Source organism: Burkholderia sp. BCC0405 (genome assembly GCF_902833075.1).
Classification (GTDB): Bacteria; Pseudomonadota; Gammaproteobacteria; order Burkholderiales; family Burkholderiaceae; genus Burkholderia.
Window position 1 is genome coordinate 121,005 of record NZ_CADFEO010000016.1, and the last position, 23,099, is coordinate 144,103.

The window sequence follows — 23,099 nt, forward strand, 5'->3', positions numbered from 1 at the left end:
AATGAAGACGATTGCTGAAATCGTGAAGCTGGGCCCGGTCATCCCGGTGCTCGCATTCGACTCGGTCGAGCAGGGCGAACACGTGTCGCGCGCGTTGCACGCGGGTGGCGTGAAGGTGCTCGAGATCACGCTGCGCACGCCGGCCGGCCTGGAGGCGATCCAGCGTGCGAGCCAGCTCGCGGACGACATCGTCGTCGGCGTCGGCACGATCACGAAGCCGGAGCATTGCGAGCAGGCGAAGCGCGCGGGCGCGAAGTTCGGCGTGTCGCCGGGCCTGACGAAGGAGCTGCACCTCGCGTCGCTCGACGCGGGCCTGCCGCTGCTGCCGGGCGTGATGACGCCGAGCGACATCATCCAGGCGCTCGAATTCGGCTACGAGATCGTGAAGTTCTTCCCGGCTCAGCAGGCGGGCGGCGTACCGATGCTGCAGGCGTTCCACGGCCCGTTCCCGGCGCTGAAGTTCTGCCCGACCGGCGGCATCACCGTCGAAACGGCGCCGAATTTCCTGAAACTGCCGAACGTCGTGTGCGTCGGCGGTTCGTGGCTCACGCCGAAAGCCGCGCTCGCCGCGCAGGACTGGGCCGAAGTCACGCGTCTCGCGCAAGCCGCGAGCCAGCTCCCTCGTTAAGACTTGTACGAAATGATGGTTTGACCCTCGGAAAGCGAGCCTTAGTGCTTGTTTTGCCGAGGGTTTTTGCTGATGGAACCGGTTCTATCCGCGAACCGTAAAGATAAGTAAAATTCAGCGTCCTGACGGGGTGGGTACCCCCCCGTGTTTCGGAGACCTGCATAGCCGGGCATACTCGCAACAACTCGCCCGGTTCGAACAATCCAAGGAGGAGTGCCACATGGGGGCTGTCCAAGGCAGCATGCTGCTCGTATTCACGCTGATCGCGATCGCCGCGCTGATCCTGATGATCGCGCGCTTCAAGATCTACCCGTTCCTGGTGCTGATCATCGTCTCGCTCGGCCTCGGCCTGGTCGTCGGCATGCCGATGGACAAGATCGTCAAGTCGTTCGAGGCGGGCACCGGCGGCACGCTCGGCCACATCGCGATCGTCGTCGGCCTTGGCACGATGCTCGGCAAGATGATGGCCGAATCGGGCGGCGCCGAACGGATCGCGACCACGCTGATCGACTGGTTCGGTGAAAAGAACATCCACTGGGCGATGATGTTCGTCGCGATCATCGTCGGCCTGCCGGTGTTCTTCGAAGTCGGCTTCGTGCTGCTGATCCCGATCGCGTTCAACGTCGCGAAGCGCACCGGCAAGTCGCTGCTCGTCGTCGGCCTGCCGATGGTGGCCGGCCTGTCCGTCGTGCACGGCCTGATCCCGCCGCATCCGGCCGCACTGCTGGCCGTTCAGCAATACGGCGCCGATATCGGCAAGACGATCGCGTTCGGCCTGATCGTCGGCGTGCCGACCGCGATCATCGCGGGCCCGCTGTTCGCGCTGACGATCTCGAAGTTCGTGAAGCTGCCGGAGAACAACCCGCTCGCCGCCCAATTCGTCGACACCCACACGGATGGCCGCAAGCGTGAACTGCCGAGCTTCGGCATCACGCTGTTCACGATCCTGCTGCCCGTCGTGCTGATGCTCGTCGGCAGCTGGGCCGACCTGCTGTTCGCACCGAAGTCGCTGCCGAACAACCTGCTGCGCTTCGCCGGCAACTCGGACGTCGCGCTGCTGATCGCCGTGCTCGTGAGCTTCTTCACGTTCGGCAAGCTGCAGGGCTTCAACCGCGACCAGATCCAGAAGTTCTGCGGCGAGTGCCTGGCGCCGATCGCCGGCATCACGCTGATCGTCGGCGCGGGCGGCGGCTTCGGCGGCGTCTTGCGCGACAGCGGGATTTCGCAGCAGATCGTCGAAACCGCGAAGCACGCGCACCTGTCGCCGCTGCTGCTCGGCTGGTTCGTTGCCGCGCTGATGCGTCTCGCGACGGGTTCGGCGACGGTCGCGATGACCACGGCCTGCGGTATCGTCGCACCGATCGCGGCGGCGGCCGGCACGACGGTCAGCCCGGAACTGCTGGTGCTCGCCACGGGCTCGGGCTCGCTGATCTTCTCGCACGTGAACGACGGCGGCTTCTGGCTGATCAAGGAATACTTCGGGATGACGGTCGGTCAGACGTTCAAGACCTGGTCGTTGCTCGAAACCATCATCTCGGTGCTTGGTCTTGGCTTCACGCTGCTGCTGAGCATGGTTTTGTAACAAGGGGTAGTCAATGATTCTGATCGCAATGGGCGTGTCGGGCGCGGGCAAGTCGCGAATTGGCGAAATGCTGGCGGAACGCCTGTCGTGCAGCTATACCGATGGCGACGCGTTTCACAGCGCGGCGAACAAGGAAAAGATGCACCACGGCATTCCGCTGACCGACGACGACCGCTGGCCGTGGCTGCGCACGATCCGCGCGGCCATCGAGGAAAAGCAGCGTGCCGGCGAGACGGCCGTGTTCACGTGCTCGTCGTTGAAGCGCTCGTACCGCGACGTGCTGCGCGGCACCGACACCGACGTGCGGTTCGTGTATCTGAAGGGTTCGTTCGAGGTGTTGCACGAGCGCCTGAAGAGCCGCACCGGCCATTTCTTCGATCCGTCGCTGCTGAAGAGCCAGCTGGACACGCTCGAGGAGCCCGGCCCGGACGAAGCGATCGAGGTCAGCATCGAGCTGACGCCGGAGCAGATCGTCGATCAGGTCATGCTGAAGATCGGCCTCGCGCAGCAGCACTGAGCGCGATTCTCGGCAATCGTCAGCAAAAGGCGTCCTTCGGGGCGCCTTTTTCGTTGGTGCGGCCCGCGGCCCGGTCAGGCCGCGCGTGCCTGCGTCGCGATGCCGTCGAGCAGCACGTCGAGCATCGTGTCGTGCACAGCTGCCGGATCGAGCTGCGCATAGAGCGGGGCGGCTGCCTTGACGAGCGGATGCGCGGCGTCGGACAGCGCTGCCATTTCCGCGAGCTCGACGTCGTTCGCGGCGCGCGTGAGGCCGCCGGCTTCGGCAGCGGCAAGTCCGATCACGCTCGCATACCAGCCGACGCACACCGACGGCAGCGCCGCGCGCGGGAGGCCGGCGTCGGCCAGCGCGCGATGCACGGCCTCGATGTGCGCGAGATCGGCCGGCCCGGTACTCATGTGCCGCTGCAGCAGCGCGAACGCCGCCGGGTAGCGCAGCGCGAGCGCGCGGTACTGGCGTGCGAGGTCGCGCAGCCGTTCGCGCCACGGTAGCGTGGCGTCGACCGGCACGAGCGAGCGCGACAGCGCGTTCGCGATCGCGCGGCTCAGGCCTTCCTTCGACTTGAAGTGATACAGCACGCTCATCGGGTCGCAGCCGACCGACTGCGCGAGCTTGCGTACGCTGAACGCGGCTTCGCCGACGTCTTCGAGCAGCGCGAGCGCGGCTGCGACGATTGCATCCTTGTCGAGGCCGCGCGGGCCCTGGGCGGGTTTGTCTTTCATCGATGCGGGCTGGCGTGCCGATACGGCGCCGGCTGTAAACTTGACGAAAGTTCATTCTACACTGTAGAATTATTTCTGCGGTGTAGAAATTGGGTGTCCCGGCACCTTTCAAGACGTGCTTTCGCACAGTCCGGGATCCAGGCGGCACGAGCGTGCCCGCCGTCAACACGGGCCATCACGCCCCTTTTTTTCGTTGACACCCAAGTGGAACCGGCTGCCCCACCCGCGAAGCCAGAAGGCTCTTCGACAGGCGGCCCAAGACCATGCAAGTGCAATCATGACTTTCAACCATCAACCCCTGATCCAGGGCGAATCGCGTTTCGAACAAACGCAACTGAACATCGAAAAAGACAATTGGAACTGGTGCGAGCCGGCCCGCTACGATGGCGAGCGCCCGGCCAACTGGTACGAGGCGTCTCTGTCGCGTCATGCGAACGTCGCGCCGCTCGCGCACGACGCCGAATGCGACGTGCTCGTGATCGGCGCGGGCCTGCTCGGCGCGTCGGCCGCGCTGCATCTCGCGGAAGCGGGCGTCGACACGATCCTCGTCGACAAGCATCACGTCGGCTCGGCCGCATCGGGCCGCAACGGCGGGCAGCTCACGCCCGGCCTCGCGCGCTGGGAAGCCGCCGACATGATCGACTACCTGTCGCATGACGACGCGAAGCGGCTGTGGCGCTTCGCATCGGCCGAATCGATGGACCTGATCGATGCGATCGGCGCACGTTACGCGCTCGAACTCGACCGCAAGCGCGGCCACATTACGGCGGCGGTGCACCCGGGCCACATGAGCGCGCTGCTGGACGGCGCGGATGCGCGCCGTCATCTCGGCGACGCGGGCGTGACGCTCGTCGGCCGCCATCAGCTGCACGACGAATACGTGCGCTCGGGGCTGTACCACGGCGCGGCGATCGACGCGCTCGGCGGGCAGATTCATCCGCTCGCGCTGGTGCGCGGCCTCGTGCACGGCTTCCGGCTGAACGGCGGTGCGCTGTTCGAGGGCACCGAGGTGCTCGAACTCGACGAGACGCCGAACGGCGTCGTCGCTACGACGCCGGGCGGCACGATCACCGCGCGCAAGGGCGTCGTGCTCGCGCTGCACAACACGACGTTCCGGCTGCTCGACGACGGTGGCGCGACGACCGTGCCGTTCTTTACCTACGTGAGCGTGACGGCGCCGCTCGACGTCGATGTCGCGACGCTGATGCCGGCCGGCATGCCCGTGTACGACACGCAGTTCCAGATCGACTACTACCGGCCGGTACGCGGCAACCGCCTGCTGTTCGGCGGGCAGGGCACCGGCACGTGCTGGGCGCAGCCCGACGTGAACGCGTACCTGCTGACGCGGCTGAACGCCGTGTTCCCGCAGCACGACGGCCGGTTCGCGCTCGACTACTGCTGGAGCGGCGTCAGCGACTTCACGCTGAACGGCGCGACCGATAGCCGCAAGACCGACGGCCGCGTGCCGATGTACATGGTGCAGGGCTGGAGCGGTCACGGCGTCGCGCAGACGGTGCGGATCGGCAAGGCGATCTGTGACGATTTCGTCGGCCGCAACGACGATTTCTCGATGCTGACCGGCATCGACCATCGCGCGATTCCGCTCGGCCGCCAGTTGTCGCCGATCGCGATTCCCGCCGCGAAGGCCGCGATGAGCGTGATGAGCGCGCTCAACCCGGGGCGGATGATCTCGTTCTGACCGGCGGCTGCAGGCAACGAAAAAGCCCGATGCGATTGCTCGCATCGGGCTTTTTTACGTGCGGCGGCGGTGGCGCTTACGCGATCCGCTTCGCGAGTTCGACGGCCTTGCCGATGTACGACGCAGGCGTCATCGCGAGCAGGCGATCCTTCGCATCCTGCGGGATCGCGAGCGTGCCGACGAATTCCTGCAGCGCTTCGCGCGTGATGCCCTTGCCGCGCGTCAGCTCCTTCAGCTGCTCGTACGGGTTCTCGATGCCGTAGCGGCGCATCACCGTCTGCACCGGCTCGGCGAGCACTTCCCAGCAGTTGTCGAGGTCTTCGTTCAGGCGCTGCGGGTTCACTTCGAGCTTGTCGAGGCCGCGGATCAGCGAGTCGTACGCGAGCAGCGAGTAGCCGAGCGCGACGCCCATGTTGCGCAGCACCGTCGAGTCGGTCAGGTCGCGCTGCCAGCGCGACACCGGCAGCTTGTCGGCGAGGTGGCGCAGCGTCGCGTTCGCGAGGCCGAGGTTGCCTTCCGAGTTCTCGAAGTCGATCGGGTTGACCTTGTGCGGCATCGTCGACGAGCCGATTTCGCCGGCCTTCGTCTTCTGCTTGAAGTAGCCGACCGAGATGTAGCCCCACACGTCGCGGTCGAGATCGAGCAGGATCGTGTTCGCGCGCGCCACGGCGTCGAACAGCTCGGCCATGTAGTCGTGCGGCTCGATCTGGATCGTGTACGGGTTGAACGTGAGCTTCAGGCGGTTCTCGATCACGTCGCGCGAGAACGCTTCCCAGTCGAATTCCGGATACGCCGAGAGATGCGCGTTGAAGTTGCCGACCGCACCGTTCATCTTGCCGAGGATCTCGACCTTCTCGATGCGCGCGATCGCGCGGGCGAGGCGGGCCGCGACGTTCGCGAGTTCCTTGCCGAGCGTCGTCGGGCTGGCCGGCTGGCCGTGCGTGCGCGACAGCATCGGCTGCTCGGCGTGTGCGTGCGCGAGTGCGACGAGGCGCTGGTAGACCGTGCGCAGTGCCGGCAGGATCACGTGTTCGCGCGCGCCGGCGAGCATCATCCCGTGCGACGTGTTGTTGATGTCTTCCGACGTGCACGCGAAGTGGATGAATTCGCTGGCCTTTTCGAGTTCTTCCTGGCCCTTCACCGATTCCTTCAGCCAGTATTCGACGGCCTTCACGTCGTGGTTCGTCACGCGCTCGATTTCCTTGATGCGGGCGGCGTCGTGCGCGGTGAAGCGCTCGGCGAGCTGCAGCAGGAATTGTTCGGACGCGTCGGAGAAGCGCGGGACTTCGGCGAAGCCGGCGCGCGACAGCGCGATCAGCCAGTGCACCTCGACGGTGACGCGGTGGCGCATGAAGGCGGCTTCGGAGAGCCAGTCGCGCAGCGCTTCGGTCTTGCTGGCGTAGCGGCCGTCGATGGGCGAAAGCGCGGTGAGGGCGAAAAGCGTATCGGGACGAGTGTCGGACATGATCGGGCGGGCCTTGGGGCCGGGTCGAGCGAGGGGGAAGGAGAATCCGGCATTTTACCATTGGCGCGGGACAATCCCGGTCGCGCGCCGCCGGCGGGCGCCGCCGCGTGCGGACACCGCGCCGGCGCCCGTTCGCGGCGGGGCGCCGGGCCGCTCGCCGCACCGCCGGCCGGGCCGGCGCGCCGGTAGAATGCAGGCTTCTTCCCGACCGCCGCCCGCCTGCATGGAACTGAAATGGCTCGAAGACTTCGTCTCGCTCGCGGAAACGCGCAGCTTTAGCCGGTCCGCCGAGCTGCGGCACGTGTCGCAGCCGGCGTTTTCGCGGCGCATCCAGGCGCTCGAGGCATGGCTCGCGACCGAACTGATCGATCGTTCGGTCTATCCGACGCGGCTCACGCAGGCCGGGCAGATCTTCTACGAACAGGCGCTGACGATGCTGTCGCAGGCGCACGAGGCGCGCACGCTGCTGCGCGGCCATGTCGGCGCGCCGGTGCCGACGATCGAGTTCGCGGTGCCGCACACGCTGTCGCTCACGTATTTCCCGCGCTGGCTGCAGCGGATCGAGGCGAAGATGGGCCAGGTCCACACGCGGCTGCGCGCGCTGAACGTGCACGACGCGGTGCTGTCGCTCGTCGAGGGCGGCTGCGATCTCGTGATGGGCTACCACCACCCGAGCCATCCGGTCGCGCTCGATCCCGCGCGCTACGACATGCTGATCCTCGGCAGCGAGCCGATCAGCCCGTTCTCGGCGCCGGGCCGCGCGGGGCGGCCGCGCTATACGCTGCCCGGCACGGCCGACGCGCGCGTGCCGTACCTGTCGTATACGCCGAACGCGTATCTCGGCCGGATGACGGAGGTCATCGTCGCGAATGCGTCGACGCCGCTGTTCCTCGATCGCGTCTATGAAACCGACATGGCCGAAGGGCTGAAGGCGATGGCGCTCGCGGGCCACGGCATCGCGTTCCTGCCGCACAGCGCGGTCGAGGATGCGGTCGCGGGCGGCCGCCTGATCCGGCTCGACCGGTCGGTGCGTGGCGGCGCGCATCCGTTCACGCTGACGATGGAGATCCGGCTGTACTGCGACAAGCTCGCGCTGCAGGGCGACGATCCGCGGCAGAAGCTCGTACGCGCGCTGTGGGACGTCGTGCGCGACGAACTGCGCGAAACCGCGGGTTAACCGTGGGCGGTTAACCGCGACCGCGCGGGCCGGCCGGCTGTCGTCGAGCTTGCGCCGCCTGTCGGGCGGCTGTCCGCCAGCCCTCCCGCATCCTGGAAACACGACTTTTCACGCACGCGATGCACGATCGATCGCGTGCGTTCTTGCGCAAATCGACCGGAGATTTGCGATAAATCGCGATCATGCAAGAAACGCATAATCGAATAAGCAAACGGCATTGGATAAAAAAAACGGGTTTTTCGACAATGTGCGCACCTGTTGACCGTTGGAGCATCCATGTCTTCGCAATTGCAGTCCATCCCGTCCTACCTGCACGCCGACGATCTCGGCCCGTGGGGCAACTACCTTCAGCAAGTCGATCGCGTCGCGCCGTACCTCGGCTCGCTGTCGCGCTGGCTCGAAACGCTGAAGCGCCCGAAGCGCATCCTGGTCGTCGATGTGCCGATCGAGCTCGATAACGGTACCGTCGCGCACTTCGAAGGCTATCGCGTGCAGCACAACGTGTCGCGCGGCCCGGGCAAGGGCGGCGTGCGTTACCACCAGGACGTGACGCTGTCGGAAGTGATGGCGCTGTCCGCATGGATGTCGGTCAAGAACGCGGCCGTGAACGTGCCGTACGGCGGCGCGAAGGGCGGTATCCGCGTCGACCCGCGCAAGCTGTCGCGTGGTGAGCTCGAACGCGTGACGCGTCGCTACACCAGCGAAATCGGCATCATCATCGGCCCGAACACCGATATTCCGGCGCCGGACGTCAACACCAACGAACAGGTGATGGCGTGGATGATGGATACCTTCTCGATGAACCAGGGCCAGACGTCGACCGGCGTCGTGACCGGCAAGCCGATCGCACTCGGCGGTTCGCTCGGCCGCAAGGAAGCAACGGGCCGCGGCGTGTTCGTCGTCGGCTGCGAAGCGGCGAAGAAGAAGGGCCTCGAAATCGCAGGCGCACGCATCGCGGTGCAGGGCTTCGGCAACGTCGGCGGCATCGCGGCGAAGCTGTTCCAGGAAGCGGGTTCGAAGGTGATCGCGGTGCAGGATCACACGGGCACGATCTACCAGCCGGCCGGCCTCGATTCGAACAAGCTGCTCGACCACGTCGCACGCACGGGCGGCGTCGCGGGCTTCGAAGGTGCGGAGCCGATGCCGAATGACGAGTTCTGGACCGTCGAAACCGACATCCTGATCCCGGCGGCACTGGAAAACCAGATCACCGAGAAGAACGCAGCGAAGATCCGCACGAAGATCATCGTCGAAGGCGCGAACGGCCCGACGACGACGGCGGCGGACGACATCCTGACCGCGAACGGCGTGCTCGTGATCCCGGACGTGATCGCGAACGCGGGTGGCGTGACCGTGTCGTACTTCGAATGGGTGCAGGATTTCTCGAGCTTCTTCTGGACGGAAGACGAGATCAACCACCGTCTCGAGCGCGTGATGCGCGAAGCGTTCTCCGGCGTGTGGGCAGTCGCGGAAGAGCACAAGGTGTCGGTGCGTACGGCAGCGTTCATCGTTGCGTGCAAGCGCATCCTGATGGCGCGTGAAATGCGCGGCCTGTACCCCTGATCGGCGGTTGCCGATTTCAGATCGGTTGACTACGATCAATCCATGACGCAATCCATCCGGTTGCGTGCATGAACCCTCGCGGGCGGTGCCGAATCCGGCACCGCCCGCGTGCGCATTCAGGCGCCGGAAGAGGGGGCGAAGCCGGGAGGAAGGTTTCGCGCGGCGCGATTCGCAGTGCGGTAAACAACCAGTACTTTCAAAAATATTACTTTGATACACTGGCGCGGGTTTTAGCCAAGGAGATGACCAAAATGAAATACCAAAAGGCAGTCCTGATGGTCGCGGCGCTTTGCGCGTTCGCAAGTGGCGCACATGCTCAGGAGACGGGCACGCTGAAGAAGATCAAGGACACGGGCGTGATCGCGCTGGGACACCGCGAGTCGTCGATTCCGTTCTCCTACTACGACGAAAAGCAGCAGGTGGTCGGTTATTCGCGCGACTTCCAGATGAAGGTGGTCGACGCGGTGAAGAAGAAGCTGAACCTGCCGAACCTGCAGGTGAAGAACATCCCGGTCACGTCGCAGAACCGCATTCCGCTCGTGCAGAACGGCACGGTCGACATCGAGTGCGGCTCGACGACCAACAACACCGAGCGCCAGCAGCAGGCCGCCTTCTCCGACACGATCTTCGTGATCGGCACGCGCCTGATGACGAAGAAGGATTCGGGCGTCAAGGATTTCGCGGACCTGAAGGGCAAGACGGTCGTGACCACCGCCGGCACGACGTCCGAGCGCCTGCTGCGCAAGATGAACAACGACAAGCAGATGGGCATGAGCATCATCAGCGCGAAGGATCACGGCGATTCGTTCAATACGCTGGAGTCGGGCCGCGCGGTCGCGTTCATGATGGATGACGCGCTGCTCGCGGGCGAACGCGCGAAGGCGAAGCAGCCGGGCGACTGGGTGATCGTCGGCACGCCGCAATCGGAAGAGGCGTACGGCTGCATGATGCGCAAGGGCGATGCGGACTTCAAGAAGGTCGTCGACGACGCGATCTCGCAAGTCGAGAAGTCGGGCGAAGCCGCGAAGATCTACACGAAGTGGTTCGAGAACCCGATCCCGCCGAAGGGGCTGAACCTGAACTTCCCGCTGTCCGAATCGATGAAGAAGCTGTACGCGAACCCGAACGACAAGGCGCTCGACTGAGCACACGGCCGTTGATGCAGAAATGACGCTAATGAGACGGAAGAGGCCCCGCTTCTTCCGTCTCTTTTTGCTGGAGTCTTGCCCATGTCTTACCACTGGAACTGGGGCATCTTCCTGAGCCCCGTGTCGACCGGCGAGCCGACGACTTATTTCGGATGGCTGATGTCCGGCTTCTGGGTGACCATCGAAGTGTCGCTCGTCGCGTGGGTCATCGCGCTGATCGTCGGTTCGCTGTTCGGCGTGCTGCGCACGGTGCCGAACAAATGGCTGTCCGCGATCGGCACCGTGTACGTGTCGATCTTCCGGAACATTCCGCTGATCGTGCAGTTCTTCGTCTGGTATCTCGTGATACCGGAGCTGCTGCCTGCGTCGATCGGCACCTGGATCAAGCAGTTGCCGCCCACCACGCAGTTCTTTACCGCGTCGATCATCTGTCTCGGCCTGTTCACGGGCGCGCGCGTGTGCGAACAGGTGCGCTCGGGGATCAACGCGCTGCCGAAGGGCCAGCGCGCCGCCGGCCTCGCGATGGGCTTCACGCAATGGCAGACGTACCGCTACGTGCTGCTGCCCGTTGCGTACCGGATCATCGTGCCGCCGCTCACGTCGGAATTCCTGAACATCTTCAAGAACTCCGCCGTCGCGTCGACGATCGGCCTGCTCGACCTGTCCGCGCAAGCGCGCCAGCTCGTCGACTACACCGCGCAGACCTATGAGTCGTTCATCGCGGTCACGCTCGCGTACGTGCTGATCAACCTCGTCGTGATGGCGCTCATGCGCTGGATCGAAGGCCGTACGCGGCTGCCCGGCTATATCGGAGGCAAGTGATGCATCAGTTCGACTGGAGTAGTATTCCCGGCGCGCTGCCGACGCTGTGGACGGGGGCCGTCGTCACGTTCCAGATCACGCTGATCGCGATCGTGGTCGGGATCGTCTGGGGCACGCTGCTGGCGCTGATGCGGCTGTCGGGCGTGAAGCCGCTCGCGTGGTTCGCGCAGGGCTACGTGACGGTGTTCCGCTCGATCCCGCTCGTGATGGTGCTGCTGTGGTTCTTCCTGATCGTGCCGCAGCTGCTGCAGGGCGTGCTCGGGTTGTCGCCGACGATCGACATCCGTCTCGCCTCGGCGATGGTCGCGTTCTCGCTGTTCGAAGCCGCGTATTATTCCGAGATCATCCGCGCCGGCATCCAGGCGGTGCCGCGCGGGCAGGTGAACGCCGCGTTCGCACTCGGCATGAACTACGCGCAGGCGATGCGCCTCGTGATCCTGCCGCAGGCGTTCCGCGCGATGGTGCCGCTGCTGCTCACGCAGGCGATCGTCCTGTTCCAGGATACGTCGCTCGTGTACGTGATCAGTCTCGCGGACTTCTTCCGCACGGCGGCCAACATTGGCGATCGCGACGGCACGACCGTCGAGATGGTCCTGTTCGCCGGCGCATGCTATTTCGTGATTTGCTCGTTGGCGTCTGTTCTCGTCAAGAGTCTCCAGAAAAAGGTCACACGATGATTTCCATCAAGAACGTTTCGAAGTGGTACGGCCAGTTTCAGGTCCTCACCGACTGCACGACCGAGGTCAAGAAAGGCGAAGTGGTCGTCGTGTGCGGCCCGTCGGGTTCGGGTAAATCCACGCTGATCAAGACCGTGAACGGCCTCGAGCCGTTCCAGCAGGGCGAGATCCTCGTGAACGGCCAGTCGGTCGGCGACAAGAAGACGAACCTGTCGAAGCTGCGCTCGAAGGTCGGGATGGTGTTCCAGCATTTCGAGCTGTTCCCGCACCTGTCGATCACCGAGAACCTGACGCTCGCGCAGGTCAAGGTGCTCGGCCGCGGCAAGGACGAGGCGAACGAGAAGGGCATGAAGCTGCTCGATCGAGTCGGCCTGAAGGCGCATGCACACAAGTTCCCGGGCCAGCTGTCGGGCGGCCAGCAGCAGCGTGTCGCGATCGCGCGCGCGCTGTCGATGGATCCGATCGCGATGCTGTTCGACGAGCCGACGTCCGCGCTCGACCCCGAGATGATCAACGAAGTGCTCGACGTGATGGTCGAACTTGCGCAGGAAGGGATGACGATGATGGTCGTCACGCACGAGATGGGCTTCGCGAAGAAGGTCGCCCATCGCGTGATCTTCATGGACAAGGGCGCGATCGTCGAGGACGACCGCAAGGACGATTTCTTCTCGAATCCGAAATCGGAACGCGCGAAGGACTTCCTCGCGAAGATCCTGCACTGAGCGTTCGCGCGCGTCGGCGCCGCATGCGCGCCGATACGAAAACCGCCCGGCCGAGCGCCGGGCGGTTTTTTTTCGTCCGCGGCCAGCAGGCGTTACCAGCTGTAGCGGTAGCCGACCTGCCCGACGATGCCGCGCCGGTAATCGCCGCCGATGTTGCGCGCGATCTTCGCGTTCGCGTACAGCTCGCCCGACTTGCCGAAACCCGCGGTCACGCCGACGCCGAGCTCGTACCACGTGCGGCCGAGATGCGTGGCGAACGGCGTGCCGCCGACGACGGTCTGGCCCGGCGACAGGAAGTCGTGCAGCACGTCGGCCGTGAAGTACGGCGTGGCGGCACCGCCGCCCGAATCCGACTGGAGGTTCGGCCGGAAGATGCGCACGCCGACGCGACCGCGCAGCGCGTTCGTCGCCGTGCCCGATACCGCCGACACGTTGTCGTTGAAGCCGTTCAGCTTCAGGTACTGATACATCAGTTGCGCCTGCGGCTCGACCGCGACCGGCAGCGCGCCGATCGCGAACGGCTTGCCGACTTCCTGCGACAGCGCGACGCCGAAGCCGTTCTGCGACGCCTCGTTGCCGTAGCTGTCGCGATAGCGGTTGCCGTAGTGCGTGACCTGCCCGACGCTGTCGAAGTACGTGCCGTCGGACAGATACTTCGTCCAGTAGCCGCCGATGCCCTGCGCGTGCATTTCGACCGAGCCCGTCGACGTCGACAGGTTGGCCGTATCGGCGCGCGCCATGTCGCCGAAGCTTGCGTTCGATACGCCGATGCTGGCCGTCACGCCCGCATGCGTGCTGCCGCCGCCGTTCGGCGCCTGGTCGAGCGTCCAGTCCTTGCCGAACTGCGCGAAGAACGTGCGCTCGTCGGCCGCGAAGCGGCCCGCGTTCGCGTCGAGACTCTGGCCGCCGATGCGCCCCCACACGCCGTCGCGATTGCCGGGCTGCTGCTTTTCGAGGTTGGTGATGTCGCCGACGCGTTCGTGCAGCTTGCCGAGCGTCGAGAAGCCGTAGTCGGCGTTGAGCAGCGGCGTGAGTGCATAGCCCGAGACACCGGGGCGATACGCGATCGTGCCGCCGTTGTTGCCGTTCCCTGTGTTGCCGCCGTCACCGTTACCGGACGGGTGGATCGGGTCGCCGGGGTCCGAGGGGTCGAGTTGCGAGCGCAGGTACCAGCCGTTCGCGTCGCCTTGCCCGCCGCGATAGAGCCGGTATTCGTACGCGCCCGCCTGCACGGGGCCCGCGAGCTGGAATGCCGATGCGGTGGTCGTGCCGCCGTTGGCCGTGACGACCACCGGAATCCCGTCGCCCTTCGTCTGCGCGCCGGTGCCGGCCGTGTTGGCGATCTTCAGGCCCGTCGTGCCGCTCGCGGCGCCGCCATTCACGATCACCCGATCGGTCGGCGAGGCGTCGGCGCCGAGGAACGTGTTGAGCGCGATCGTGCCGCCGTTGCCGACGTAGCTGCCGGTCGTCAGCGTCTTGTAGCTGCCCGCGAGCGTCGGCGAACCGGTCGGTGCGGCGAATGCGACGAGGCCTGCGTTGTTCAGGCTGCTCAGCACGGAGCTGCCCGTCATGCGCCACGTGCTGGTGTTGTCGACGGTCAGCGCGACCGGATCGATCTTGCCGGTCAGCGTCGTGCCGTTCGCAAGGAACACGTTGCCGGCGCTCGATGCGTCGGAGACGATGTCGCCGGCCAGGTTCACGGCCAATGCGGTGAAGGTGGCGTTGCTGCCGTTCGACAGGTCGAGCAACGTGCCATTGCCGGCCGTCACGACCGTGCCGTTGCGCACGGCGATGTCGGCCGTGCCGCCGCGCACGGCGAAGGCCGGCCCGGTGACGGACGTGACGCTGCCGCCGTCGACGAGTACCGAGCTCGTCGCGCCGTTTGCGAGCGTATCGGACGCCAGTATGCCGGCCGTCGCGCCCTTGAGCGTCGTGCCGGTCAACGCGAGCACGCCGCCGCTGTCGGCGGTTGCGCCGTTGCCGGCGGCGCTGGCGACCGTCGAGCCCGTATCGCCGATGGCGCCGCCGTTCTGCGCAACGAGGCCGTCGGCCGTCGTGCCGGCCGTGGTGATCTTCGCACCCGACAGCAGTGCGGTCGCGCCGCCGGTCGTCACGATCGCGGCCGAACCCGCGCCGGTCGTCGCGACGGTCGTGCCGTTGGCCGCCAGCGTCGAATCCGCGCCCGACACGAAGAAGCCGCGCGCGTTGTCGCCGGTGGTGCTGACGACGGTCGCCGCATCGGCCGCGATGCGTGCGCCGGCGCCCGTCGACGACAGGCCGTCGGCGCCGCCGCCGGTCGTGCCGATCCGCGTGCCGGACAGCGCGATCGTTGCGTTCGTGCCCTGGTTGTCGATCCCCTTGCCCGAGCCGCCGACCGCGATCGACGTCGCGCCGGCCGCGAGCCCGCCGCCCGTCACGGTCGAGTCGATCAGCACGCCGTCGGCGCTGCCGTTCGCGATCACGGTGCCGGCGCCCGACAGCGCGACCGATGCGCCGGTGCCCGTCAGGTGGACGCCCGCGATGCCATCGTCAGCCTCGATCGAACCTGCGTTGGCGAGCGTCGCCGACGCGCCCTGGACGAGCGCGCCGGTGCCGTCGGAGACGCGGATCGTCGACAGGTTGTTCACGGTGCCGAGCGTGCCGATCGCGACGCCCGTCGAGCCGGCGCCCGTCAGCAGCACGGTGTCGCGATTCTCGAGCGTGCCGAGGTTTTGTGCGACGAAGCCCGTCACGCCGGCCGTCGACGACGTGACGGCGGCGTGGTTGGCGAGCGTCGTCGCGACCGGTGCGCCGGCATTGGCGCCGGCGAGGTCGTGCGCCTGGCCGTCGACGACACCGGCGATCGCACCGGCCGCGTTCAGGTTGATCGTCGCGCCCGCATCGATCGTGCCTTGCGCGCCGCCTTCGACCGCGATCGCGATGCCGTTCGCGCCGTTGACGTTGTAGGTTGCGTTGCCGGTCGACAGCACGGTGCCGGCATCGGTCGCGAGCACGCCGTGCGCGCGCTGGCCGTTGACGTCGGTCGTCAGCGCGCCGGCCGTCGACGCGCCCGTGTAGGCCGCGCCGCCCGCGACGCGGAACAGCGTCGAATCGTCGGTGTCGACGCTGACGTGCTGCGCGGCAACGTTGATCTTCGAGCCCGCGCCATAGGCATAGAAGCCGATCTGGTTGGTGCCCGACATGAACGCGGGCACGGCATTGGCGCCGACGTCGATCGTCGCGCCCGAGCGTGCATGCACGCCGATCGCGCCGGCGCCCGTCAGGTTGAGCGCACCGTCGAGCGTGGCTTTCGCGAGCGGCCCCTCGGCCCACACGCCGTAGTTGCGCGTGCCCGAGGCGGGATCGAGGCCGCCGGCCACGTTGATCGTGCCGGTCGAGGTCGCGGCCGTCGCGGTCGTGCCGGTTCCGACGACCATGATGCCGATGCCGTTGACGCCATTCAGCGTGATGGTGCCGGTGTTGGTCACGGTCGCGGCCGTGTTGGCCGCGAGCATGCCGACGTTGGCGAGCGGCGTGCCGGACGCCGCGCCGTTGACGACGATCGCGCCCGCGTTGTTCAGCGTGCCGGAGGACGAGCCGATGCTCGCCAGCGCGGCGCCGTTCTGCGTCTGCGAGCCGATCACGATCGTGCCGAGGTTGCTCGCGGTGCCCGATGCCCCGAGCAGGATGCCGTACGCGTGCGCGGACAGCGCGACGTCGTTCACGGCTTCCGGCGCGCCGGCGTCGTACTGGGCTGCGCGGCCGATGTAGATCGTGCCGCCGGCTTCGTTCGTGAAGCTGCCGCCGGCGACGAGGCCGCCGATCACCTGGCTGTCGAGCGTCGTCGCGTTGACGCCGACGTTGATCGTGCCGGCGTTCGATGCGCTCGCGCCGTCGGTCGCGGCCACCGCGTAGTTCTGCAGGTCGAGCCGGTTGCGGATGAGATCCCATGCGCCGACGTTCATCACGCCGTTGTTGACGAACGTGGTGCCCGCGCCGTTTGCGTACACGCCGCTGCCTTCGACGTACGTGTCGAGGCCGAAGTTGTCGGGCCGCGCGGCGCCGCCCGTGCCGACGTCGTCGCCGACCGTATAGCCGGACGAAATCGAACCGTTGTTGACGCCGCTCGCGCCGCTCAGCAGGCGCACCAGCGTAAAGTCGCCCGACAGGCGTCCGTCGTTGATGAAGTGCGCGCCGTTCTCCGCGATGACGGCGGCGCTCGCATCGATCGTGTTGGAGCCGCGGAAGTCGATCTGGCCGTCCTTGCCGATGTGCAGCGTCGCGTTCGCGCCCGTGCCGTGCATCGCGGACGGGTAGTTTCTGGGCAGCGCGTTCTTGTCGCCGGGCGACACGTCGTTCGCATACTCGAAGGTCTGCGGGGAGAGCGTCACGGCCTGGCCGAATGCGTTGTCGTAGGCGGCCTGCGAGCCGAGCGCGCCGTTCGCGACCGAGCGCACGAGAAAGTTGTTGTATGCGGCGAGCGACGCGGCGTCGGTGACGGTCCACGTGCTGCCGTCGAACGCGGTGAAGGTGCCCGCGTAGGTCGGCACGTCGAGCTGGACGCTGCCGACGGGGCCGCCGCTCGCGAGATAGTCGCCGGTGATGAACCAGATCTGGTTCCGCGAATTCCAGTTGATGACGCTCGGCGCCGAGCCGGTGCCGTCCGCGTAGGCGAGGTCGGTCTGCTTGGCCGCGATCGTCATGACGTTGCCGGCCGCCGTGGGCGCGTTCGCCGGGTTGCCGATCGATATGTCGAGCGTGCCGCCCGAGTTCTCGACCGTGCCGATCCGCGTGTTCACGTACTGGTTGCCGTTCACGTCGTGGTAGACCTGCACGATGGTCGAGCCTGCGACCGACGAAGTGAACGCGGACGAATCGTAGGTGGCGACCGACGTGCGGCCGCCCGTGATCGAATCGGGGGTGCCGATGCTTTGCGTCTTGCCGCCGAGCGTCAACAGCGGCTGATTCGGGTTGCCCGAAATGATGGACGTGTTGCCGAGCGGCATCGGCGTGTAGCCCATGTCGCCGGTCGCGCCGGTCCATGGGCCGGTCAGGCTGACCCGGTCACCGCCCGACACGGTCGTGGCGCCGACCAGGTTGTCGTTGACGGTCGGGCTGAAACTGCCGAGCGTGCAGGTGCCGCCGCTCGCGACGGCCGCGCCGCTGCCGCACGTCGATGCGTACGCGGAGCTGGCCGACAGCGCGGCCAGCGCGGCGCCGACTGCCGCGATGCGAAGCGAGATCCGGCGCGTTGTCGCGTGTGCGGCGCGGCGGCTCGCGCAGGATGAGCCGCCCGAACGTTTGCCGCGCGCCCGTGCCGTTTCCGCAACCGCGACCCAGCAACCGGTGGTCTCGCTCCATATCGATCGAAATGAGTGATTCACGACAAGCCCCTCTCTCTTGTTTTGATGTGGTTTTCACCGCGGCGCAGTGAAATCGCAACCGGCGGTGGAGAATGGCGTGAATGGAGCGCGGCGGCCGTGGCCGTTTCTCCGCCAATCGCAATTCGTTACACCGAGGATGGGCGGAGTCTATTGATCGGACGGGCGGTTGATTGTCGGGAAGCTAACAAATGCGGCAATCATGCCGTTTTCATCGGGTATTTTTTGGTTATGTGATGAATCGAACTGAAAGCCTTGATGGATAAGGATTCGGCGGGCTTGAGCGATGCGAGGGCGCGATTGCTGGATCGGTGAGGTGGCGTACGGTTTGCGCCGGATTGGCGCGTTAAAATGCGGTCCGCCAGATTATGGGCAGACTGGGCGCCGTGTTTTTTTTCTGTCTTTTGATTATTTTCGCTTGAAAATAAATCGAATCGGGCAAATGTCGTGCTGCGTCGCTTTGATATACCGGACTGTGATCCGGATGAAGCGAGGTCGGTGCCGGGTTGGGCCATTTGCTCCGACGGCAAGCGTTGCCGTCTCGCCTGCGCACGAAGCCGCCGCCGCGATCGGACGCGGCGGGCCATCGACTTGCCGCGCAGTGGCGAAAAGCTAAAGGGAAGAGGGCGCGGGCGTGCCGGGCTCAGAAGTCGATCGCGTCGTCGGAATCGACTTCGGCGGCAGTGGCGAGCGCCTCGCGTGCGCCGCGCGGTGCCGACGCCGATGCGTCGAGCGCCGGATTGCGCAGCTTCTCGAGCACGCATTCGGGCACCGGGATCCGCATCCGCGCGGCGACGTCGCCGCACTGGAACATGATCAGCTCGCCCGGTTCGAACGCGGTCCAGACCTCGTTGTCGGTGAGCGGCTGTGTCGCGATCACGGCGACCCGATCCTCGGGCGTCGTGTATTTCGCGAAGTCGATCGACAGGTCTTCGTCGACGAGGTGCGCCGTCGAGAACGGCCAGCGCCGCACGAGGTAGTGCAGCCGCGTCGAGCAATGCGCGAACAACGCCTGGCCGTTCGACATCAGGAAGTTGAACACGCCGTGATCGGTGATGCCGCGCGTCAACTCGCCGACGCGCTCGAACAATTCGGGCAACGGCGGCTGCGCGCCGGGGAACGCTTCGCGCAGCCCCTGCATCAGCACGCAGAACGCCTGTTCGCTGTCGGTCGTGCCGACCGGATGGTAGACGCTGCCGTCCATGTCCGGTGCGTAGCCCTGCAGGTCGCCGTTGTGCGCGAAGATCCAGTGCCGGCCCCACAGCTCGCGCATGAACGGATGGCTGTTCTCGAGCAGGATGTGGCCTTGCGTCGCCTTGCGGATGTGCGCGATCGTGTTCTTGGACTTGATCGGGTAGCGCTTCACCATTTCGGCGATCGGCGACGTGGCCGAGGCCTGGTGATCGATGAACAGGCGGCAGGCCTTATCCTCGAAGAACGCGATGCCCCAGCCGTCGGCATGGTGATCGGTGAGCCCGCCCCGGGCCGCGAAACCTGTGAAGGAGAATGTGACGTCCGTCGGCGCGGCGCAGTTCATTCCTAAGAGTTGGCACATTTTACTTGGGGCAGCAGGCTGAGGCGGGGGGTAACGAACCGGGCGAACCCCGGTACAATGCGGCTTCTAGCATATCACCGAGCCCTGAGCGGAAAAAAGCGGATTCCGCCGGCCGAAGGCCCCGTGTTGCGGTTTGCCGTCAGTCGGCCCGCGCACGCGCGATCCGGCCCCGCCGATGGCCCGGCCGTTCCTCACGACGCCTCCTATGACTGCCTCGAACGCTTCCTCCCCGGCGACGCTCTCGCTCGCCCGTCCCGACGACTGGCACCTGCACCTGCGAGACGGCGACATGCTGGCCGCCGTGCTGCCGCACACCGCACGCCAGTTCGGTCGCGCAATCGTCATGCCGAACCTGAAGCCGCCGGTGACGACCACCGCGCAGGCGCAGGCCTATCGCGAGCGCATCCTCGCCGCGCTGCCGGCCGGGATGACGTTCGAACCGCTGATGACGCTGTACCTGACCGACAACACGCCGCCGGACGAGATCCGCCGCGCGCGCGAAAGCGGCTTCGTGCACGGCGTGAAGCTGTATCCGGCAGGCGCTACGACGAATTCCGACCACGGCGTCACCGATCTCGCGAAATGCGCGAAGACGCTCGAGGCGATGCAGGAAACCGGCATGCCGCTGCTCGTGCACGGCGAGGTGACCGATGCGTCGATCGACTTGTTCGACCGCGAGAAGGTCTTCATCGACCGCGTGATGACGCCGCTGCGCCGCGATTTCCCGGGCCTGAAGGTCGTGTTCGAGCACATCACGACGAAGGACGCGGCCGACTACGTGCGCGACGCGGACGCGGCGCCCGGCCTGCTCGGCGCGACGATCACCGCGCATCACCTGCTGTACAACCGCAACGCGCTGTTCGTCGGCGGGATTCGCCCGCATTACTACTGCCTGCCGGTGCTGAAGCGCGAGACGCATCGCGTCGCGCTGGTCGAGGCCGCGACGTCGGGCAACCCGCGCTTCTTCCTCGGTACCGACAGCGCGCCGCATGCGCGCGACGCGAAGGAAGCCGCGTGCGGCTGCGCGGGCTGCTACACGGCGCTGCACGCGCTCGAACTGTATGCGGAAGCGTTCGATCACGCCGGCGCGCTCGACAAGCTGGAAGGCTTCGCGAGCTTCTTCGGTGCCGATTTCTACGGGCTGCCGCGCAGCGCCGAGACGGTCACGCTGCGTCGCGAGGCATGGGAACTGCCGCGCGAGATCTTCGCGGGCGATACGCCCGTCGTGCCGCTGCGCGGCGGCGAGACGATCGGTTGGAAACTGGCGTGACCTTCACGCCGCCGCGCACACGTGGGGCATCGAAGTGAGTGCCGACCATTTTCGTGGTCCGACGCGCAACGCATCGCGTGTGTCGACCCGCGCGTTGCGGCCGAACTCGCGGCGCGCACACTGACGGGCCGCGCGCTCGCATCGCTCCCGGGGCTCGGCGCGCCGGGTGGGTGCGACGCGAATGCCGAGGTTGCGTTCTACGACGATCCGGCCGTGTTTTGCAGCGGCGGCCGCTCGCGTGCTGCCGGCGGCGGCGCGCAGTGCTAGAATGCGCGTCGCAAAGCAGGCCAGGCAGTCGCGGCCTCGCCGCCTTCGGGCGCGCGGGGGCGAGGAAAGTCCGGACTCCACAGGGCAGGGTGATGGCTAACGGCCATCCGTGGCGACACGCGGAACAGGGCAACAGAAAGCAAACCGCCGATGGCCCGGCGCAAGCCGGGATCAGGTAAGGGTGAAACGGTGCGGTAAGAGCGCACCGCGGCGACGGCGACGTTCGCCGGCACGGTAACCTCCACCCGGAGCAATTCCAAGTAGGCAGGCGCGCATTTTCGGATGCAGGACGGGGCCCCCGTCTCGTCTGCGGGTAGGAAGCTTGAGCGCGTCAGCAATGGCGCGCCTAGAGGAATGGCTGCCACGCGTTGTGTGCTTCGGCGCGCAGCGTGCACAGAATCCGGCTTATCGGCCTGCTTTGCCGTTCGAATGTGAAAGAGGGCCGGCGTCTCCCCATGGAGCGCCGGCTTTTTTCATGCGCGCTCGCCGCGCGTTCAGGCAGCGACGATGTCGAACGAGTGCGTGAGTTCCGCCGTCTTCGCGATCATGATCGACGCGGAGCAATACTTGTCGTGCGACAGGTTGATCGCGCGTTCGACCGTGGACGGGTTCAGGTTGCGCCCGGTGACGGTGAAGTGGAAGTGCACCTTAGTGAACACCTTCGGGTCTTCACTCGCGCGCTCGGCCTTCAGCGTGACCGAGCAGCCGCTGACTTCCTGGCGGCTCTTCTTCAGGATCAGCACGACGTCATAGGCCGTGCAGCCGCCGGTGCCGAGCAGCACCATTTCCATCGGGCGCGGCGCCAGGTTGTGACCGCCGCCTTCGGGCGCGCCATCCATCGTAACGAGGTGGCCGCTGCCGGTCTCGGCGGAAAACGCCATGCCGTCCTGGCCCATCCAGCTTACTTTGCATTCCATGCTTGCACTCCAGCGTTGCCTGATTCGGGTTCGATCCGGCATTGTAGCCCGCTGCGCAACGGTCGGCTGATGCGCTGCACGACGCGCAATGCCGGCGCCTCGCGCGTGGCGCGCCGGACGGCCAATTCCCTCTCGCATTTAGGGGTTTTGCTCTAGAAGAGGGCGATTCCTGAGCCAGCTTTCCGGAACCAGGCGATTGATTTTAAAGGGAAAACACATTTTTCAAACGCGCTGCGAGAAATTCCGCATTATGGTATTTGATTTCGTAATGCAAATTTTCTTGTGGAGTCGGCGGCGCGTTCGTATAATGAGCCTCATTGGTTGTCGCGCTGCGGCAACCTCCGAATGTCTCCTCCACCCTCCTCCTATGGTGGATTAAGCCCGAACCATCCGTTCGGGCTTTTTTTCGTCCCATGCAAGCATCGGCGCGCGGTTTGCGCGCCTCGGCATCGTTAAACGGGCTGCTTTGCAGCCGGCTGCGATGTCGTGCCGGACGGCGTGCCGGGCGAGCGTACGTCAGGTGCCGGCGCGTGGACGGCCGACGCGTGGCCCCCGCGTGCGCAGAAGTGGCGGACGCGTTCGCGCACTGCGCGCAGGCGGGCGACGCGATCCTCGGCATGGGCGGCGCGGGCTTCGGCAATGCGCGTATCGAGTGTGTCGAGCTTGGCTTCGCAGTCGGCGCGGGCGGCGGCGGCAGCAGGCGCCGCGGCGGCCAGCAGCGCGGCCGCAAGGAAGGGCGTAAGTCGTTGATTCATCATGCTTGTTTGTTGTTTTCCGTATTCGGCCGGTCTGGCGCGGGCGGGTCATGCGCCGCGCTTCGATGGGTGCCTCCCCGGGCGCTCGGTTCGCCTGGCTTGTCGGGGCACGAACGGATTTTGGCCCATTTCGGCCGCCTTGGGCACGGGAAGCGGATTCCCTTTGACCGCGTTGCCGTATTTCCTTTATAATTCAGGGCTTTTCCGCATTCATGCCCACGGAAAAAGAACAGGGAGAGCCTGCACCGCGCCT

Annotated in this window: 18 protein-coding genes, 1 other RNA gene and 1 pseudogene; 13 read left to right on the forward strand and 7 right to left on the reverse strand. The window is 66.2% G+C overall.

Annotated features, from left to right (window positions below; genetic code table 11):
* Position 1 precedes the first annotated feature (1 nt).
* The 3 genes from eda to HWX36_RS24945 all read left to right on the forward strand — a co-directional run bounded on the left by eda (position 2) and on the right by HWX36_RS24945 (position 2,727).
* A complete protein-coding gene (gene eda / locus HWX36_RS24935; RefSeq protein ID WP_011350938.1) occupies positions 2-628 on the forward strand; it encodes a bifunctional 4-hydroxy-2-oxoglutarate aldolase/2-dehydro-3-deoxy-phosphogluconate aldolase in 627 nt (208 codons plus the stop codon).
* Positions 629-848: 220 nt separating this feature from the next.
* Entirely contained in the window at positions 849-2,210 is a 1,362-nt protein-coding gene (locus HWX36_RS24940) for a GntP family permease (protein ID WP_175955693.1), read from the forward strand.
* 13 nt (positions 2,211-2,223) lie between these two features.
* On the forward strand, positions 2,224-2,727 hold the full coding sequence (locus HWX36_RS24945) for a gluconokinase (RefSeq protein WP_175955695.1): 504 nt from the start codon (positions 2,224-2,226) through the stop codon (positions 2,725-2,727).
* A gap of 74 nt (positions 2,728-2,801) precedes the next feature.
* On the opposite strand, the gene HWX36_RS24950 is transcribed toward HWX36_RS24945, so the two are convergent.
* Positions 2,802-3,449, reverse strand: coding sequence for a TetR/AcrR family transcriptional regulator C-terminal domain-containing protein (locus HWX36_RS24950; protein WP_175955697.1), 648 nt, complete (start codon positions 3,447-3,449; stop codon positions 2,802-2,804).
* Positions 3,450-3,726: 277 nt separating this feature from the next.
* Here HWX36_RS24950 and HWX36_RS24955 point away from each other — a divergent pair, with 277 nt between their 5' ends.
* Entirely contained in the window at positions 3,727-5,148 is a 1,422-nt protein-coding gene (locus tag HWX36_RS24955; RefSeq protein ID WP_175955699.1) for an FAD-dependent oxidoreductase, read from the forward strand.
* 76 nt (positions 5,149-5,224) lie between these two features.
* Here HWX36_RS24955 and purB read toward each other — a convergent pair whose 3' ends face one another.
* Positions 5,225-6,613: an adenylosuccinate lyase gene (purB, locus tag HWX36_RS24960; RefSeq protein WP_175955701.1), complete on the reverse strand. Its 1,389-nt coding sequence runs from the start codon at positions 6,611-6,613 to the stop codon at positions 5,225-5,227.
* 223 nt (positions 6,614-6,836) lie between these two features.
* Between purB and HWX36_RS24965 the strand changes: the two genes are divergently transcribed.
* From HWX36_RS24965 to HWX36_RS24990, 6 genes are all read left to right on the forward strand, one after another.
* A complete protein-coding gene (locus tag HWX36_RS24965) occupies positions 6,837-7,790 on the forward strand; it encodes a LysR substrate-binding domain-containing protein (RefSeq protein ID WP_105815965.1) in 954 nt (317 codons plus the stop codon).
* A gap of 276 nt (positions 7,791-8,066) precedes the next feature.
* Positions 8,067-9,353 carry a Glu/Leu/Phe/Val dehydrogenase gene (locus HWX36_RS24970; protein ID WP_175955703.1) on the forward strand — a complete coding sequence of 429 codons (1,287 nt, stop codon included), beginning with the start codon at positions 8,067-8,069 and terminating at the stop codon, positions 9,351-9,353.
* Between the two features lie 251 nt (positions 9,354-9,604).
* A complete protein-coding gene (locus HWX36_RS24975) occupies positions 9,605-10,498 on the forward strand; it encodes a glutamate/aspartate ABC transporter substrate-binding protein (protein WP_175955705.1) in 894 nt (297 codons plus the stop codon).
* A gap of 84 nt (positions 10,499-10,582) precedes the next feature.
* Positions 10,583-11,323, forward strand: a complete 741-nt coding sequence (locus HWX36_RS24980; protein ID WP_175955707.1) for an amino acid ABC transporter permease — start codon at positions 10,583-10,585, stop codon at positions 11,321-11,323.
* On the forward strand, positions 11,323-12,000 hold the full coding sequence (gene gltK / locus HWX36_RS24985; RefSeq protein ID WP_175955709.1) for a glutamate/aspartate ABC transporter permease GltK: 678 nt from the start codon (positions 11,323-11,325) through the stop codon (positions 11,998-12,000). Before HWX36_RS24980 ends, gltK begins: the two co-directional genes overlap by 1 nt.
* Positions 11,997-12,722 carry an amino acid ABC transporter ATP-binding protein gene (locus HWX36_RS24990; protein ID WP_011350949.1) on the forward strand — a complete coding sequence of 242 codons (726 nt, stop codon included), beginning with the start codon at positions 11,997-11,999 and terminating at the stop codon, positions 12,720-12,722. Before gltK ends, HWX36_RS24990 begins: the two co-directional genes overlap by 4 nt.
* Positions 12,723-12,814: 92 nt before the next feature.
* On the opposite strand, the gene HWX36_RS24995 is transcribed toward HWX36_RS24990, so the two are convergent.
* From HWX36_RS24995 to HWX36_RS25005, 3 genes are all read right to left on the reverse strand, one after another.
* The gene (locus HWX36_RS24995; protein WP_175955711.1) at positions 12,815-18,085 is read right to left on the reverse strand and encodes an autotransporter outer membrane beta-barrel domain-containing protein; all 5,271 of its coding nucleotides are present in this window, start codon (positions 18,083-18,085) and stop codon (positions 12,815-12,817) included.
* A 197-nt stretch (positions 18,086-18,282) separates the two neighbouring features.
* A complete protein-coding gene (locus tag HWX36_RS25000; protein WP_175955712.1) occupies positions 18,283-18,597 on the reverse strand; it encodes a hypothetical protein in 315 nt (104 codons plus the stop codon).
* A gap of 128 nt (positions 18,598-18,725) precedes the next feature.
* Positions 18,726-19,637: a class II glutamine amidotransferase gene (locus HWX36_RS25005; protein ID WP_175955714.1), complete on the reverse strand. Its 912-nt coding sequence runs from the start codon at positions 19,635-19,637 to the stop codon at positions 18,726-18,728.
* Between the two features lie 205 nt (positions 19,638-19,842).
* On the opposite strand from HWX36_RS25005, the gene pyrC reads away from it, so the two are divergent.
* The 3 genes and pseudogenes from pyrC (at position 19,843) to rnpB (ending at position 21,598) form a co-directional block, all read left to right on the forward strand.
* Positions 19,843-20,907 carry a dihydroorotase gene (gene pyrC / locus HWX36_RS25010; protein WP_046544943.1) on the forward strand — a complete coding sequence of 355 codons (1,065 nt, stop codon included), beginning with the start codon at positions 19,843-19,845 and terminating at the stop codon, positions 20,905-20,907.
* Positions 20,908-20,920: 13 nt separating this feature from the next.
* Positions 20,921-21,174 (forward strand): annotated as a pseudogene (locus HWX36_RS25015) (DUF3025 domain-containing protein); the annotation flags it as partial.
* A 12-nt stretch (positions 21,175-21,186) separates the two neighbouring features.
* An RNA gene (rnpB, locus tag HWX36_RS25020) (RNase P RNA component class A) lies at positions 21,187-21,598 on the forward strand.
* A 70-nt stretch (positions 21,599-21,668) separates the two neighbouring features.
* On the opposite strand, the gene HWX36_RS25025 is transcribed toward rnpB, so the two are convergent.
* Both HWX36_RS25025 and HWX36_RS25030 read right to left on the reverse strand, forming a co-directional pair.
* Positions 21,669-22,133 carry an OsmC family protein gene (locus HWX36_RS25025; RefSeq protein ID WP_175955716.1) on the reverse strand — a complete coding sequence of 155 codons (465 nt, stop codon included), beginning with the start codon at positions 22,131-22,133 and terminating at the stop codon, positions 21,669-21,671.
* Positions 22,134-22,543: 410 nt separating this feature from the next.
* A complete protein-coding gene (locus HWX36_RS25030) occupies positions 22,544-22,849 on the reverse strand; it encodes a DUF1090 family protein (protein ID WP_175955718.1) in 306 nt (101 codons plus the stop codon).
* Positions 22,850-23,099: the final 250 nt, after the last annotated feature.

Coding starts and splice junctions, on each gene's coding strand:
- HWX36_RS25025 (WP_175955716.1), bottom strand. CDS start 22,133: ATGCCGGATCGAACCCGAATCAGGCAACGCTGGAGTGCAAGCATGGAA.
- HWX36_RS24980 (WP_175955707.1), top strand. CDS start 10,583: ATGTCTTACCACTGGAACTGGGGCATCTTCCTGAGCCCCGTGTCGACC.
- HWX36_RS24975 (WP_175955705.1), top strand. CDS start 9,605: ATGAAATACCAAAAGGCAGTCCTGATGGTCGCGGCGCTTTGCGCGTTC.
- HWX36_RS25000 (WP_175955712.1), bottom strand. CDS start 18,597: ATGGCCCAACCCGGCACCGACCTCGCTTCATCCGGATCACAGTCCGGT.
- eda (WP_011350938.1), top strand. CDS start 2: ATGAAGACGATTGCTGAAATCGTGAAGCTGGGCCCGGTCATCCCGGTG.
- HWX36_RS24940 (WP_175955693.1), top strand. CDS start 849: ATGGGGGCTGTCCAAGGCAGCATGCTGCTCGTATTCACGCTGATCGCG.
- HWX36_RS24990 (WP_011350949.1), top strand. CDS start 11,997: ATGATTTCCATCAAGAACGTTTCGAAGTGGTACGGCCAGTTTCAGGTC.
- gltK (WP_175955709.1), top strand. CDS start 11,323: ATGCATCAGTTCGACTGGAGTAGTATTCCCGGCGCGCTGCCGACGCTG.
- HWX36_RS24955 (WP_175955699.1), top strand. CDS start 3,727: ATGACTTTCAACCATCAACCCCTGATCCAGGGCGAATCGCGTTTCGAA.
- HWX36_RS24970 (WP_175955703.1), top strand. CDS start 8,067: ATGTCTTCGCAATTGCAGTCCATCCCGTCCTACCTGCACGCCGACGAT.
- purB (WP_175955701.1), bottom strand. CDS start 6,613: ATGTCCGACACTCGTCCCGATACGCTTTTCGCCCTCACCGCGCTTTCG.
- HWX36_RS24945 (WP_175955695.1), top strand. CDS start 2,224: ATGATTCTGATCGCAATGGGCGTGTCGGGCGCGGGCAAGTCGCGAATT.
- HWX36_RS25005 (WP_175955714.1), bottom strand. CDS start 19,637: ATGTGCCAACTCTTAGGAATGAACTGCGCCGCGCCGACGGACGTCACA.
- pyrC (WP_046544943.1), top strand. CDS start 19,843: ATGACTGCCTCGAACGCTTCCTCCCCGGCGACGCTCTCGCTCGCCCGT.
- HWX36_RS25030 (WP_175955718.1), bottom strand. CDS start 22,849: ATGATGAATCAACGACTTACGCCCTTCCTTGCGGCCGCGCTGCTGGCC.
- HWX36_RS24950 (WP_175955697.1), bottom strand. CDS start 3,449: ATGAAAGACAAACCCGCCCAGGGCCCGCGCGGCCTCGACAAGGATGCA.
- HWX36_RS24965 (WP_105815965.1), top strand. CDS start 6,837: ATGGAACTGAAATGGCTCGAAGACTTCGTCTCGCTCGCGGAAACGCGC.